Origin of the sequence: Pseudomonas sp. Je.1.5.c, from assembly GCF_051129895.1 — a bacterium.
Classification (GTDB): Bacteria; Pseudomonadota; Gammaproteobacteria; order Pseudomonadales; family Pseudomonadaceae; genus Aquipseudomonas; species Aquipseudomonas urmiensis.
Genome location: NZ_JBCPSP010000003.1, coordinates 146,650 through 159,675 on the forward strand (window position 1 = coordinate 146,650; position 13,026 = coordinate 159,675).

At 62.3% G+C, this 13,026-nt stretch carries 17 protein-coding genes; 2 read left to right on the plus strand and 15 right to left on the minus strand.

Features of this window, described 5'->3' with window-relative positions:
* Positions 1-38 precede the first annotated feature (38 nt).
* Positions 39-689, minus strand: coding sequence for a response regulator transcription factor ErdR (erdR, locus tag AAZU54_RS04215; protein WP_264236136.1), 651 nt, complete (start codon positions 687-689; stop codon positions 39-41).
* 251 nt (positions 690-940) lie between these two features.
* Positions 941-1,651, minus strand: coding sequence for a tRNA-uridine aminocarboxypropyltransferase (locus AAZU54_RS04220; RefSeq protein WP_186555381.1), 711 nt, complete (start codon positions 1,649-1,651; stop codon positions 941-943).
* Between the two features lie 222 nt (positions 1,652-1,873).
* Here AAZU54_RS04220 and AAZU54_RS04225 point away from each other — a divergent pair, with 222 nt between their 5' ends.
* The gene (locus AAZU54_RS04225) at positions 1,874-2,296 is read left to right on the plus strand and encodes a quorum-sensing-regulated virulence factor family protein (protein ID WP_186555382.1); all 423 of its coding nucleotides are present in this window, start codon (positions 1,874-1,876) and stop codon (positions 2,294-2,296) included.
* Positions 2,297-2,315: 19 nt separating this feature from the next.
* On the opposite strand, the gene AAZU54_RS04230 is transcribed toward AAZU54_RS04225, so the two are convergent.
* Positions 2,316-2,504 carry a hypothetical protein gene (locus AAZU54_RS04230; RefSeq protein ID WP_186555383.1) on the minus strand — a complete coding sequence of 63 codons (189 nt, stop codon included), beginning with the start codon at positions 2,502-2,504 and terminating at the stop codon, positions 2,316-2,318.
* A gap of 352 nt (positions 2,505-2,856) precedes the next feature.
* On the opposite strand from AAZU54_RS04230, the gene AAZU54_RS04235 reads away from it, so the two are divergent.
* Positions 2,857-3,987: an LOG family protein gene (locus tag AAZU54_RS04235; RefSeq protein ID WP_434726637.1), complete on the plus strand. Its 1,131-nt coding sequence runs from the start codon at positions 2,857-2,859 to the stop codon at positions 3,985-3,987.
* On the opposite strand, the gene recX is transcribed toward AAZU54_RS04235, so the two are convergent.
* The 12 genes from recX to AAZU54_RS04295 form a co-directional block, all read right to left on the minus strand.
* Positions 3,984-4,454 (minus strand): recombination regulator RecX, encoded by a 471-nt coding sequence (gene recX, locus AAZU54_RS04240; protein WP_434726638.1) that lies wholly within the window; start codon positions 4,452-4,454, stop codon positions 3,984-3,986. The two genes, AAZU54_RS04235 and recX, sit on opposite strands and share 4 nt — an antisense overlap.
* A 9-nt stretch (positions 4,455-4,463) precedes the next feature.
* On the minus strand, positions 4,464-5,531 hold the full coding sequence (gene recA, locus AAZU54_RS04245) for a recombinase RecA (protein WP_186555386.1): 1,068 nt from the start codon (positions 5,529-5,531) through the stop codon (positions 4,464-4,466).
* A gap of 103 nt (positions 5,532-5,634) precedes the next feature.
* On the minus strand, positions 5,635-6,117 hold the full coding sequence (locus AAZU54_RS04250) for a CinA family protein (RefSeq protein WP_368971507.1): 483 nt from the start codon (positions 6,115-6,117) through the stop codon (positions 5,635-5,637).
* A gap of 53 nt (positions 6,118-6,170) precedes the next feature.
* Positions 6,171-6,746, minus strand: a complete 576-nt coding sequence (locus AAZU54_RS04255) for a hypothetical protein (RefSeq protein WP_434726639.1) — start codon at positions 6,744-6,746, stop codon at positions 6,171-6,173.
* A 159-nt stretch (positions 6,747-6,905) separates the two neighbouring features.
* Positions 6,906-7,406 carry a lysis protein gene (locus AAZU54_RS04260; RefSeq protein ID WP_434726640.1) on the minus strand — a complete coding sequence of 167 codons (501 nt, stop codon included), beginning with the start codon at positions 7,404-7,406 and terminating at the stop codon, positions 6,906-6,908.
* A complete protein-coding gene (locus AAZU54_RS04265) occupies positions 7,400-7,948 on the minus strand; it encodes a glycoside hydrolase family 19 protein (protein ID WP_186555390.1) in 549 nt (182 codons plus the stop codon). Before AAZU54_RS04265 ends, AAZU54_RS04260 begins: the two co-directional genes overlap by 7 nt.
* A 131-nt stretch (positions 7,949-8,079) precedes the next feature.
* A complete protein-coding gene (locus AAZU54_RS04270; protein ID WP_186555391.1) occupies positions 8,080-9,114 on the minus strand; it encodes a phage late control D family protein in 1,035 nt (344 codons plus the stop codon).
* 15 nt (positions 9,115-9,129) lie between these two features.
* Positions 9,130-9,336 carry a tail protein X gene (locus AAZU54_RS04275; protein ID WP_186555392.1) on the minus strand — a complete coding sequence of 69 codons (207 nt, stop codon included), beginning with the start codon at positions 9,334-9,336 and terminating at the stop codon, positions 9,130-9,132.
* Positions 9,311-10,156: a phage tail protein gene (locus tag AAZU54_RS04280; RefSeq protein WP_434726641.1), complete on the minus strand. Its 846-nt coding sequence runs from the start codon at positions 10,154-10,156 to the stop codon at positions 9,311-9,313. The genes AAZU54_RS04275 and AAZU54_RS04280 overlap by 26 nt, the downstream gene beginning before the upstream one ends.
* 9 nt (positions 10,157-10,165) lie before the next feature.
* Positions 10,166-12,067, minus strand: coding sequence for a hypothetical protein (locus AAZU54_RS04285; protein ID WP_434726642.1), 1,902 nt, complete (start codon positions 12,065-12,067; stop codon positions 10,166-10,168).
* Between the two features lie 124 nt (positions 12,068-12,191).
* Positions 12,192-12,494 (minus strand): phage tail assembly protein, encoded by a 303-nt coding sequence (locus tag AAZU54_RS04290; protein ID WP_186555395.1) that lies wholly within the window; start codon positions 12,492-12,494, stop codon positions 12,192-12,194.
* Between the two features lie 11 nt (positions 12,495-12,505).
* The gene (locus AAZU54_RS04295; protein WP_186555396.1) at positions 12,506-13,015 is read right to left on the minus strand and encodes a phage major tail tube protein; all 510 of its coding nucleotides are present in this window, start codon (positions 13,013-13,015) and stop codon (positions 12,506-12,508) included.
* Positions 13,016-13,026 lie beyond the last annotated feature (11 nt).

Consider the following 13,026-nt stretch of genomic DNA (forward strand, 5'->3'; position numbering starts at 1 on the left):
TAGGAATACGGGTCAAAAAAGCGTGAAGCTCGCGCGCTTTAGCTGCTGGCAACTGATTCAAGCTGTTGCAAGAGCAGCGCGGCCTGGGTCCGGGTACGTACGCCGAGTTTGCGGAAGATCGCCGTCACGTGGGCCTTGATGGTCGCCTCCGAGACGCTCAGCTCATAGGCGATCTGCTTGTTCAGCAAACCTTCGCAGACCATGGTCAGCACGCGGAACTGCTGCGGAGTCAGGCTGGCCAGGCCCTCGCTGGCGGCCTTGGCTTCAGGCGAGACATCGACCTTGTCAAAGGCCTGCGGCGGCCACCACACCTCGCCGTCGAGCACCTTCTGCACGGCGTCCTGGATCACCTCCAGCGGGCTCGACTTGGGAATGAAGCCGCTGGCGCCGAACTCGCGCGACTTGACCACCACCGCGGCTTCTTCCTGGGCCGACACCATCACCACCGGAATCTGCGGGTACTGCCCGCGCAGCAGGACCAGCCCGGAGAAGCCATAGGCCCCCGGCATGTTCAAGTCGAGCAGGACCAAGTCCCAGTCGGACTTTTCGGTCAGGCGGGTTTCCAGCTCGGCGATGCTCGCCACTTCTACCAGGCGTACATCCGGGCCAAGGCCGAGGGTAACGGCTTGGCGCAGGGCGCTGCGAAACAGCGGGTGGTCATCGGCAATCAGGATTTCGTAAGTGGCCATCGATCTGTTGATCCTGTTCTGTGCCAGGCGCGTGAGGGATAGGTGCGCCGCCTGACAGGCAACTCAAGGCGCGAACGGCAGGGCCGCCGGCCGGTAAGGCACGGCGAAGTCCGGGGTAACAGCAGCTTCGTCGTGCCCGAAACGGCGCCAAGAATGCCGAGCACGGTCCGGGTGGTCAAGCCCGCCGTACCCGCCCACCCTGGCTGCCAGCGTGGTCATTATGAACCAATATGCCATCCCTGCCCCTTGGACTATAGGAAGGTATGCAAACGTTGATGAGGGTCATCCTGCATGTCCAGCGGCAAATGGCGCTTGGCACTCAAGTAATGCAGGCTGAACACATCCAGGTAGGCATCCAGGGCTTGCGAGGCCTGGCCATCACCTGCCAGATCCAGGCACATCGCCGCCACTTCCGCGGTGCAGAAGTGGTCATCGCGCTTGGAACGGCGCAGGCGGTAGCGCGACATCTGCTCGGCCTCAAGGCTAAGCACCGGGAAGCGATCCAGGTAGGGGCTTTTGCGAAACATCTTGCGCGCCTCGGTCCAGGTCGCGTCGAGCAAGATGAACAGCGGCCGTTTGCCCGGCGCCAAGCTGACTTCACTGACCACGCGCTCCTGGGCGACGAACTCGCCAGGGAAGACGATGTAGGGCTGCCACTGCGGCTGATCGAGCAGCGCCAGCAAGCCTGGGTCGACCGCCGTGCGCTGCCAGCCAAAGGCCGAGGTGTCTTCGACCAGGTCGGCAATCAACCAACCGGTGTTAGTCGGCTTCAGTGGCTCGGTGTCATGCATCAGCAGGCATACGCCAGCATTGGCATTGACCTTGGGCTTCAAGGCGCACAGGCAATGGCTGGCGATCACTCGGCAATCGTTGCAGCGTACCGCTCGCGAACCACGCGCAACGAAGGGTTTGATGCTGCGCGCCAGACGCTCGGCGCGCAGGCGCGCGACCGCGTGACTCATGACGGCAAGCCTGGGGACAGGGAAGGAATGGACACTTCGACAACTCGGGGCGAATAAAGCGACAGTCTACCAGAGCGCAGGTCATTTGCCGTGCAGGTGTGCCAGCGGCTCCCTTATAATTGGCGCTTTGGCGGCCTGGATTAACCCCGCGCAGGCGAGGTTTGATGGAACGCCGCCCGCCGGCGCAGGTCAAAGTGCCAGTCATCGAACCAGGAGAGATTCATGCTGCGTCTTATCGTCCCGACCCTGAGCCTTCTGCTCACCCTGCCCCTGGCGGCCCAGGCGGCTTCCAAGCAGGACTACGAGCTGAACCAGTTGCTGCAGAAGGTCGCCAAGGAAAGCAGCGTTGGCACCCCGCGTGCGATCAACGAAGACATCCTCGATCAGGGCTACACCGTTGAAGGCAAGGCGCTGGTCAATCACCTGAGCGTGCGTCAGGAACATGCCGAGCGCATGCAGTCCAACCCGCAACAGGTGCGCAGCCAGCTCGGCGACAGCGTGTGCAGGAACAACGGCTATCGCAACCTGCTGTCCAAAGGCGCAGTGCTGGTCTATCGCTTTACCGTGTACAAGAGCAACAGCCCGGTTATGGATCAAGCGTTCGATGCCGCCAGTTGCGCGGCTGGCAGCAAAAAGAGCAAGTGATCCAGGCCATCTGATCGCTTCACTTGGCGCGCCGCTGCTCTTCCTCGGCGCGCAACTCAGCCAACAAGGCCTGAAGGTAGCGCGAATGTACTTCGCCGCTACCCAACCTGCGCCGGCATTCTGCTTCAAGGCTCAGGTGATGAGCCCGGGCCGCGTTCTCCAGCAGCTTGTACAACTGCTGATCCACTTCGATGACCAAACGATGCATGTGGCCACCTCCCGCATCGAGCCCTCTGCCCCCAGTTAACCAAAGCCGCACAGCGGTTGGAGGCCATCCGACCAGCGGCGATCAGCCAGCCATTGCGGCACGATCATGCGCCAGCGTCTAGATTGATAACCAACACCTGCGAATTTCCGGCGAGCATGGCCGGGCACGCGGCGTTGCGTTACTTGCAGTACAACAACGAGATGGACTTACCACCACTGCATCATGGCCTTGAAGGCCTACTGCAACGCTCGGGGGGCACACTCGAGCCACAGCAGCCAGCGACACACGCAGTGTCGCGGCCGGGCATCACCATCGGCCCGGTCAGAGGTTTTGCTGCAGAAGGAGACGTTGAATGCCTTACCAACCCAATGAGCTTCTGTTCAAACACTTCAGGGACAACGGGATCGACCTGAGCAAGATCGACGAGCAACTGCAACTGGTTGCACCTACCAGCGCCAACCTGCCGCTGTACCGCGACATGATGCTGACCATCCTGCGCATGGCCCATGACGACAGCAATCGCTGGAACGCCAAGATCACCCTGCAGGCCCTGCGCGAGCTTGATCATTCTTTCCGCATGCTCGAACGCTACCGCGGGCGGCGCAAAGTCACCGTGTTCGGCTCTGCCCGTACCCCTATTGAACATCCGATGTACGCCTTGGCACGCGAGCTGGGGGCAACCTTGGCCCGTTCGGATTTGATGGTGATTACCGGTGCCGGCGGCGGCATCATGGCCGCCGCCCACGAGGGGGCTGGCAGCGAGCACAGCCTGGGGTTCAACATCACCCTGCCCTTCGAGCAACACGCCAACCCGACGGTGGATGGCACCGACAGGCTGCTGCCGTTCCACTTCTTCTTTATCCGCAAGTTGTTCTTCGTCAAAGAGGCCGATGGCTTGGTACTGTGTCCGGGCGGCTTCGGTACGCTCGATGAGGCGCTGGAAGTGCTGACCCTGATTCAGACCGGCAAGAGCCCGCTGGTGCCAGTGGTATTGCTCGATTCCCCAGGTGGCAGCTTCTGGCAAGACTGTCTGAACTTCATCAGCCGACAACTGGAGGAGAACCGCTACATCCTTCCCACCGACCTCAAGCTGGTGCGCCTGGTGCACAGTGCCGATGAGGCAGTGGAAGAGATCAACCAGTTCTACAGCAACTATCACTCAAGCCGCTGGCTGAAAAATCAGTTCGTGGTCCGCATGCACCATCCGCTCAGCGAAGCGGCGCTGTACGACATTCAGGAGGGATTCGCTGACCTGCGCCTGAGTGGCAAATACCACCAACAGCCAGATACCAACGTGGAACATGAGGTGGGCAACTACAGCCATTTGACTCGGCTCACGTTCGCCTTCAACGGCCGTGATCAAGGTCGCCTACGGGAGCTGGTGGACTTCATCAACCTGCCAGAGAACTGGGCCAAACCGCAGCCGATGCATACCACCCAGAGGGCGCGTGAAGCGCTTAAAGTCAGCCAAGCAGCAAACTAGTAGTCATCCAAATCTCGGCCGCTCAACAGGCGGCCGATCATCTCCATGGAAAACCCACGGTAGGCGAGAAAGCGTGTCTGCTGGGCACGACTGCGCGGATCGACGGGACGCTGCCCGGCAAACTTGCGCTGCCAGAGATCCTGCAAGCGGGCCGCCCAGTCCACTCCGCTTTCGCGCAGGGCCTGTTCAACATCGCCTCGATCCAGACCACGCTGGCCAAGCTCCTCACGAATACGTGCGGGGCCATAACCGGCGTTGGAGCGATAGGAAATGAAACTCTCGAGATAACGGGCTTCACTGAGCAGCCCTTCTTCGGCGAGCCGATCGAGCGCGGGCTCGATCAACTCATCCGAAGCGCCGCGCTGACGCAGTTTGCGCGTCAGTTCGACCCGACCATGCTCGCGACGTGCGAGCAGGTCCATGGCTGTCCGTCGGACGGCGACGGGGGTGTCGAGTACGACGGACATAGCGGTAGATCAATAACCCGCTTCGGCGTCAGCCAGGTCATCCGCACCGGCATCAGCGGCAGCAGCCTTGCCTGCAGCGGCAACGGCACCGACGTTGAGCAGCTTGTCGCGGATCTGCTTCTCGAGTTCGGCACCGATGGCCGGGTTCTCTTGCAGGTACTTGGCCGCGTTCGCCTTGCCTTGGCCAATCTTGTTGCCTTGGTAGCTGTACCAGGCGCCGGATTTCTCCACGAAGCCGTGAGCAACACCCAGGTCGATAATCTCGCCGTTGCGGTAGATGCCCTTGCCGTAGAGGATCTGGAACTCAGCTTGGCGGAATGGCGGCGAGACCTTGTTCTTGACGATCTTCACGCGGGTTTCGCTACCCACCACTTCGTCGCCTTCCTTGACGGCGCCGGTACGGCGGATGTCCAGGCGCACCGAGGCGTAGAACTTCAGGGCGTTACCACCGGTGGTGGTTTCCGGGCTGCCGAACATCACGCCGATCTTCATACGGATCTGGTTGATGAAGATGACCAGGCAGTTGGCGTTCTTGATGTTACCGGTGATTTTACGCAGCGCCTGGGACATCAGACGGGCCTGCAGGCCCACGTGCATGTCACCCATTTCGCCTTCGATCTCGGCCTTGGGTACCAGAGCAGCCACGGAGTCGACGATGATCACGTCAACCGCGTTGGAGCGCACCAGCATGTCAGTGATTTCCAGGGCTTGCTCGCCGGTGTCCGGCTGCGAGACCAGCAGGTCGTCGACATTGACGCCCAGCTTGCCGGCGTATTCAGGATCGAGGGCATGCTCGGCGTCGACGAAGGCACAGGTAGCGCCATTTTTCTGGGCTTCGGCGATGACCGACAGGGTCAGCGTGGTTTTACCCGAAGACTCCGGGCCGTAGATCTCGACGATACGGCCTTTTGGCAGACCGCCAATGCCCAGGGCGATGTCCAGCCCCAGCGAACCAGTGGAGATAGCCGGGATACCGGTACGTTCCTGATCGCCCATGCGCATGACTGCGCCTTTGCCGAATTGGCGTTCGATCTGACCCAGGGCCGCAGCCAAGGCGCGCTTCTTGTTGTCGTCCATTGAAATCCTCACGTGATCGACTGGCCCTGTATGGCCGGAATAACTGTATAAGTAGCCAGTATTATTCCACAGGGATGCATTTCCGCAAACCCCTGTTGTCGAATTACTCGGCACCAAGCTGTAACAAGCCGTCTAACGCGGCGATCACCGTTTGTCGGCGCACCGCTTCGCGGTCGCCGTCGAAGTGGCGGCGCTCGCTGCATACACGGCTGCCGTCGGCCCAGGCCAGCCATACGGTGCCTACCGGTTTGGCCGGTGAGCCGCCGTCGGGCCCGGCCACGCCGCTGACCGCCACGGCAAAGCGTGCCCCGCTGGCGGCCTGGGCGCCACGCACCATGGCCTCGACCACTTCCTGGCTGACCGCCCCAACCTGGCCGAACAACACCTCGGGCACGCCCAGCTGGCGGGTTTTCTGTCGATTGGAATAGGTCACATAACCTGCTTCGAACCAGGCCGAACTGCCGGAGACACGCGTGATGGCCTCGGCGATGCCACCGCCCGTGCACGACTCAGCCGTGCTCACCTGGGCATTGAAGCGGCGCATGTGCTCGCCAAGACGGGCGGAAAGAACAGTGATCGGGTCCATGACGGGCTCCTGTGAAGATTGGCCACTACCCTAGCAGACAGTTTCCGGGCTGGTTACTGCCAGGTCTTGCCCAGACGCTGCGCCAGCCAGCGGGCCGGAAAATGAATGAAAAGCAGGTAACTGATTAACAGCAAGTACTCGAGCGCCAGCAGCATGCTCGAGGCAAACACCGCGAATAGGAGTGGGTGGCGACCAAACAGACGGAACTTGGCGCGATGCTGGGCGAAGTCGACATAGGTGAAGTAGTTGTAGTGAATCATGAAGCCGACCAACAAGGCCCACCCCACGTAAATCAGCAGGTAGCGATGCCACGCCAGGACGGGCAGCCGGGCCGGCAATGCGCCAACGGATCGACACAACAGCAGTGCCAGAACGACGGCAAACAGCGGTGCGGCGAGCGCGATGTAATTGCCGACGGCCATGGCTTGGAGCGGAAAGTTGGACGACCAAGGCCCCACCCGGCCCAGCAGGTGTTGCTCCAGAACCTGCTGCAGCACCAGCGCCAGCTCGCCCTGGGCGTGGGCCTGGGTCGGCAAGCACAGCGCAATGGCATAGATAGGCAAGGCGCTGGTGACAATGATCAGCCACTGGGCGCGATTGAGCGATACAGCCTGGGTGTTGGGCTTCATGACATCCTGTTCATTACACGCAAACCAAGCGACGCACGCACAGCGTATTTACGCGAACGTCATTAGGGCGCGCCATGGTATCGCCCGCCGAGGCCTTGTCAATTGAAGCGCAAGGATGAAGGCCCCAGGCGCGTGCCAATGTTCGACGCGCAAGACTGATCAGTGCTGCAAGCCCCGAATGTAGTCCTGACAGGCGCGCAGGGCGATCAGTCCGCGATCACCGTCGTCGCTGATGGCGATAATTCTTCGAGCATGCGCCGGGTCAAGTCGGGCGCGTACGGGGCCATGATCCATGCCGCCGGGGGCGGCGGTGGCAGGCACGCCGGCACAGGCGGCGTCGCGCTCGACCAGGACCGACAAGCGCAGATCGGCAGTAGCAAGGCGATCACGCAGGCGTACTTGAGTCTGCTGTACATCGGCAAGCTCCTGGAAATGTCTCGATTCACTGTCATGCAGGCGTTGTTCAAGCCCCAGGCGCTGGTCACGCTCGGCCAGCAACTGGCGATTGATCAGCAGCGCCTGCTCGCGCAGCTGCTGCTCATTCCGCTGGGCCTGCTGCGCCAGTTGCCCGCCATAACGCCAGGCCTGGACTTGCCAGGCCAGCGCCACACAGAACACAACCAGCAGCGCGTACAGCCCGAACTGCACACGGTTCAACACAGCACCTCGCGGGCACGCGCCCACAGCTTGAGGCGGTCATCCAGGCCATTGAGGCCGCCGTTGATGTGGCGGGTAATGCGGTTGAACTCACCGCGATCGGCCAGCGCATTGAGCCCGCGTGAATGCCAGAACCAGGCCGCCGACTCACAGGCCCAGCGTGGCTGCTCGAGCATCTGCGGTTGTGCCAGCAAGCGCTCGTCACCGAACAGGGCTCGGCTGCAGGCTTGGTAATTGTTGCGCCCGGTGACCTGGATCAGGCCACGGCCGCAATACAGCTGGCCATCGCCATCGGCCTGGGGCGTATTGCCCAGGCGCAGGGCCAGGCTGCCGGTGTCATAGCGTGCCAGATAGCGATCGCTCCCCAGCTCTTTTACGTAACGCAGCTGGCCGGACTCATGGCCAACCTGGGCGAGAAACGCGGCAATTCGCTTGGGATGATTGATCTCCCAACGGGCCATGGCCTCGTTGAGTGGTGCGAGAAACGCGCCGGCTCGTTGGCCGACGAGAGGATAAATCTGTTTGAGTTGGCTCTCCGTGAGCATGGGGTACCTCCTGGTGGACAACAACGAACAAAGCCCAAGCCCAGCCTGGGCTGATGATGTGACTTGAATGCGCTCGACAATAGCCAGGGTTGATCACCATGGGCACAGGGAAACCCGTGCAAGGGTACGTACTAAGCCTTGACCGAGGCGGTCCGCCGCGACGCCGCACCCTTGGCCTGCGCCTTGCCCGCCTTGCCACCATTGCACTGCACCGTGGTGCGCCAGCCTGAGCTGGTGAACACCTGCTCCACCGACTCGATCAGGTACAGGCCATCGAGCCCGGCGATAAAGCCCGTGGCCTCGATGCTGCGCTCGGCAAACAAGTCGGTGCGCCCGGGCATGTCCAGGCGCACGCTGGCAGTGGCGCGATTGAAGCTGGCCAGGCGTGCCTTGGCGGCCTGCTCGGCAGCGTTGCGGTTGGGGTAGACATGGCGATCGGTGTGCACCGGCTGATCACCCGGCGGCACCTCGCTGTTGTTCAGCTCGACCACTTGCAGGGCGCCGCTGGCACTGTCCTGGTGACGGGTGCGCACCGCTTTGTGGGCGTGCTTGTTATCCAGCCTGAACTGCCACTGGCTGACCGCGCTGCGCTCAAGGGTAACCACCCCCAGTGGCTTGCCACTGGCGCTCTGCCCGGCTTGGCGGGGAAGCACCAGCAGTTGGCCGTTGGCAAGCTTGGCGGTGCAGTCGTACAGCCGTGCCAGGCGGGTGATGAAATTGAGATCCGACTCGCTGTATTGATCGACCCGGTCGACGTGGCTGAGCACCGGACACACCGCCTGCCAGCCGTTGCGCGCGGCGATCTGGGCGACGATCTGTTGCACTGAGACGAACTCCCAGCTGCCGCTGCGAATGGTCTTGCCGCTGCCGCACAGGTCACTGGCCTTGCCACGGATCACCAGGCTGTCGGGCGGGCCGGACAGTTCTACCTCGTCGACCGTGTAGCGGCCCAGGCGAGTCAGTGGCTGTCCGGCGTACCCCAACTGCACCTCGATCGAGGCACCCCGCGCAGGCAGGGCCACGGCGCCATCACGGGCATCGATGCGCAACTCGAAGTCGTCCGATTCCATGCCCGGTTTATCCGTGGTGCGCAGCAGGAGCAGGCGGTCGTTGATCAGTGCGGTGATGTCGTGACCATCGGCGACGATGCGAAAGATCGGTTGCATGACAAGACTCCTCTATCAATCCCACAGCAGCAGCGTGCCGCTGGTTTGCGCCGCCAAGGCTGGCAGCAGGATGAGCACACCGGCGCGAAACGGTTGGGCCTCGTCCGCCAGGCCCTGATTGGCGGCCAGCACGGCCTCCAGCGTGCCATTGAGATGGCCGTAGTAGTGGTGGCAGAGGCTATCGAGCAGATCGCCCTCAGACGTCATGCAGGTCTTGGCCATAGCTGACGAACTCCAGTGAGAATCCTTGTTTGCGTGGAATACCGCCGGCCAGCAAGCTGGCCTGGTCTTCCTCGATACTGGTCAAGCACCAGGTGCCAAGCACCTCGCCGTAGCCGGTGATCAACGACAGCGGCAGCAACTGGCGGCCAATACCGCGCAAGGTCTGCAGCTGGCCCAGGCCACCTTTGAAACCAGGGAAGATCGCGCCACGAATGCTGATGGTCTCCTCGCCGCGGCTGACCGCCTGCTGCGCGTTGTCGCGGCTCAGGCGCTCCTGGCCGGCCCAGCGAAAACGCGTCTGCCGGCGTAGTTGATCGAACGCGGCGGTATCGAGGTTGAAGTAGTACGGTGCAGCGCCAGGCTTGAGTGGTTGCAGCACCAGCAGGTGGGGAAACGGTTTGATCGCCTGCGCTGCGGGTGTGGTGTCAGGCGCAAAGCCCAAGGTCGACAGCGCGTCACTGACCGTCGTACGTACCTCGCCCACCACCCGACGAATCGCCGCTCCCGCCTTGCCCGCATGTTCGGCAAAGGTATCGATGCGCTCACGCACCTGGCGTACTACGCCCAGCGTTTGGTCGTATTTGCCAATCGCCTTGTCGACCCTGGCCTGGGCTGCGGAGATCGCACGCAAGGTGCGCTGCAGCCGCAGTCCAATCGCCGGCCCGACTACCGGCAGGCCTTCAAGATCTGAGGCCGCACTCTGCACGTGGTCGATGGCCTGGTTGAGCGGGTCAAGCATGGCATCGGCACGCTGGCGCCCGGCCTCCCCGGCCTTGACCAAGGCATGCAGCCCGGCTTGTAGCTGTTGCAGGTAAGTCATGAAGCGTCCTCAGGCAACGTGGGGGGTGTCGGCCAACTGCACTGACTGCGCCCGGTCCATCAACTCGCTCAGGGTGCGCCGGGCAATTGCCTCCATTTGCTGCAGCACCGAGGGGTCATCGAGGGTGGTGTTCAACGTCAGGGGCATGTTGGCAGTGAAGGTGAACTGCTGATTGATCGGCGGGCGGGGGCTGGTTGCTGGAGTCGGCACTGTCGTAGCGGGTATCGATGGCTGCTCAATGGCGGTATCCAGCCTGCGCGCCGCCTCACCCACGGAGGTAGGTGCCTTGCGCTGCTCGCTGACAGGGGCTGGTGGATTTTGGCTGGAACCCATGGACAGGGTTCTGGCCAGCCAGCCGCCGACGCTTTCTCCGCCCATGCTGCCCAGTGCCCCACCGATCAGGCCTCCGATCGCCGTACCAATGACCGGCACTACCGAGCCGATGGCGGCGCCGGCTGCGGCGCCGGCCAGGGTGCCGCCCAGCCCACCCACGGCAGTGCCGTAACCTTCGAGCTTTTCTTGCGAGCTGCCTTCACTGCTGAAGGTTTGGGCAATCTGCAGACCGGCATCCACCAGGGCGCCACCTGGGACACGCTTGAGCAATCCTTTTGCCAAGGGGCGCGCGCCACTGACCGCCTTGAACATCGATGGCTGGCCTGGCACAGGAGACTGGCTGCCTGCACCAGGGATTCTGGGCACATGGGTTTGTTGCATAGATTGCGCCGGGATGATGTCGCCAGCGGCAGTATCGCTGCCCATCTGCGCAAGCCGGTTTGGCGCAGCAGAGCCAAGCCGTGGGCTGCTTGAAGCGTTGTTTCGGTTAGCCTCACCGGTAGGGGTAGCATCTGCGAAGACGCTTACTGGCGGTTGCGCAAGCGCGTTGATCGAAGTGGAGTTCTGCGCCCGTTCCTGCTCTTGGCCGCCCTCCTGGTCTTCGATTTCTTCCTCCTCCTCCTCTTCTTCTATTGCCGGTCCGGGTGTGTCCGTTTGCTGTCCTTCAGCAACCCGGGAAAGTGATGTCGGCACTTTTCCTGGGCCTTGCGCTGGATCAGGCGAATCCTTGCCAGCAAAAAATTCGTAGAGACTCTCACCGGCCATGCCACCGAGCTTCTCCCCGACGTAACCGCCGACCAACTCGCCGATGTCGTCAGCCTTTTTCTTGCCGATCACGCCACCCAGTGCGGCCCCTAGCAGGCTGCCGCCCAACTCACCCAGGGCGCCGCCAATCCCCTTGGCAGTCTCTTTGCCGTTTTCAGCAGAGGCCAACGAGTCAACGACTTTCAAGCTTGCTGAAGCCGCAGCCATATTGCGCCTGCTTTTTACCGCTTCTGTCGCTCGCTGCTTTTGCTCAGGTGAAAGCTTCTGCTTCGCTTGGTACCCAGCCCAAGCGGTGGCAAACACAGCGCTCCTGACAGCGAACAATCTCGATTCGGCCTTAAAGGCCTCAAAACTCAATTCCACCTGGGGCAGCTCCGAGCGCTTGGCAGGCTTCGCAGTGCCCGCGTTCGGTGCAGCGTCGGATACATACGTTGCTGCATGTGCTGCCTTGGCCTGGGTCGCTACAGGCAGCGGCATGGGGATCTGCCACGGGCCAGGCTCAATCAGCGCCTGGCGTGCCAAGATCTGGTAGCGGCGCTGCAAGCGCTCGACGGCAGCGGCCTCCCGCTCGAGCCTGTCGATCTGCGCCTCGTGCGTTTGAGCCTGATCAATCGCTAGCGCACCCTCCACTTGACCGGTCTTGTCCAGTTCAAGCCCCAGGCGAAACACCTCTGAGCTGATCCGCCCTAGGCGGATGCTATCCGCTTGCTTGCGCAGCGGCGCCAGCCGTTGGCGCAGCAGGTCGAAGGTGATGCCCAGCGACTGAGCAAGCGTGACGGCGGTGCCGAGCGCGGATACTTGTGTATCGGCCATCCGTTCCTCCTGTTACTCCGAAAGCCACCAGACCATGTCGCTGTGCGACATGGTCATGATTTCGCTCGCGGAAAAGTTCAGCTCCTTGGCCAGCCGCTTGGCAGCGGCTTTCTGCCGGGCCGGGTCAAAGCTCGTCGTCCTGCACCAGGCGAAAGTAGCCGCTCTGCAAGCGGCTGTAGTCTTTCAGGGCCAGGCCTTCGAGGTCCTTGACGCCGACCTCGGCCAGCGAGGCGAACAGGTTCAGTTCACGCTGCTCGTCATCGCCCGCGCCACCCGCTTGGGCATTGCGGATGTCACGCACAGTCGGCGCACGTAGCGACAGGCTGTCGACCTGTACGCCGTTGGCTTCGCTGGCACGAGACAAGCGCACCGTCACCCGCTCAGCGTTCAGGGTCAGCCATTGCGGAAGCTTTTTCGCTTGAGCCATGTCGGTTCTCCTTACAGGCCAAGGGCTGCACGTTGCGCGGCCAGTTGGTCGACGCCGTCGATCACCCGCTTCATGCCCAGGGCATCGATCTCGTAGACCAGGCGGCCATCGACTTCGAGTTTGTAGTAGGTGACGGCGACGCTGTGTTTGATCTCGGCCTTGTCGCCAGATTTCCAGTCGCCCATGTCGACTTCCTTGAGCGAGCCACGCAGGGTGACCACCACTGGATTGATCTTGCCCTTGAGGCCCTTGAAGGCGCCGCGGAAGGTGCCGTTGAAGGCACTGGCATCGGCTAGGCCGAAGAACTTCAGGGCTTCGCGGCGCACACCGGTCGTGGTGAACGCGGCTTCCTGTTTCTCCATGCCCTGGTCCATCTCGACCGGCATATCCATGCCGCCGGGGCGGTGCTCTTCCATCTTCAGAGTGAGTTTGGGCAGGGTCAGGCTGGGTACATCGCCCTGGAAGCTGACGCCGTCGACGAACAGGTTCAGGTTGGCCAGGGTTTCGGGAATCATTGCCATGTAGATGCGCT

Bases quoted from the DNA above. Each gene is read 5' to 3' on its own strand.
- erdR (WP_264236136.1), bottom strand. From the start codon at position 689: ATGGCCACTTACGAAATCCTGATTGCCGATGACCACCCGCTGTTTCGC.
- AAZU54_RS04220 (WP_186555381.1), bottom strand. From the start codon at position 1,651: ATGAGTCACGCGGTCGCGCGCCTGCGCGCCGAGCGTCTGGCGCGCAGC.
- AAZU54_RS04225 (WP_186555382.1), top strand. From the start codon at position 1,874: ATGCTGCGTCTTATCGTCCCGACCCTGAGCCTTCTGCTCACCCTGCCC.
- AAZU54_RS04230 (WP_186555383.1), bottom strand. From the start codon at position 2,504: ATGCATCGTTTGGTCATCGAAGTGGATCAGCAGTTGTACAAGCTGCTG.
- AAZU54_RS04235 (WP_434726637.1), top strand. From the start codon at position 2,857: ATGCCTTACCAACCCAATGAGCTTCTGTTCAAACACTTCAGGGACAAC.
- recX (WP_434726638.1), bottom strand. From the start codon at position 4,454: ATGTCCGTCGTACTCGACACCCCCGTCGCCGTCCGACGGACAGCCATG.
- recA (WP_186555386.1), bottom strand. From the start codon at position 5,531: ATGGACGACAACAAGAAGCGCGCCTTGGCTGCGGCCCTGGGTCAGATC.
- AAZU54_RS04250 (WP_368971507.1), bottom strand. From the start codon at position 6,117: ATGGACCCGATCACTGTTCTTTCCGCCCGTCTTGGCGAGCACATGCGC.
- AAZU54_RS04255 (WP_434726639.1), bottom strand. From the start codon at position 6,746: ATGAAGCCCAACACCCAGGCTGTATCGCTCAATCGCGCCCAGTGGCTG.
- AAZU54_RS04265 (WP_186555390.1), bottom strand. From the start codon at position 7,948: ATGCTCACGGAGAGCCAACTCAAACAGATTTATCCTCTCGTCGGCCAA.
- AAZU54_RS04270 (WP_186555391.1), bottom strand. From the start codon at position 9,114: ATGCAACCGATCTTTCGCATCGTCGCCGATGGTCACGACATCACCGCA.
- AAZU54_RS04275 (WP_186555392.1), bottom strand. From the start codon at position 9,336: ATGGCCAAGACCTGCATGACGTCTGAGGGCGATCTGCTCGATAGCCTC.
- AAZU54_RS04280 (WP_434726641.1), bottom strand. From the start codon at position 10,156: ATGACTTACCTGCAACAGCTACAAGCCGGGCTGCATGCCTTGGTCAAG.
- AAZU54_RS04285 (WP_434726642.1), bottom strand. From the start codon at position 12,067: ATGGCCGATACACAAGTATCCGCGCTCGGCACCGCCGTCACGCTTGCT.
- AAZU54_RS04290 (WP_186555395.1), bottom strand. From the start codon at position 12,494: ATGGCTCAAGCGAAAAAGCTTCCGCAATGGCTGACCCTGAACGCTGAG.
- AAZU54_RS04295 (WP_186555396.1), bottom strand. From the start codon at position 13,015: ATGGCAATGATTCCCGAAACCCTGGCCAACCTGAACCTGTTCGTCGAC.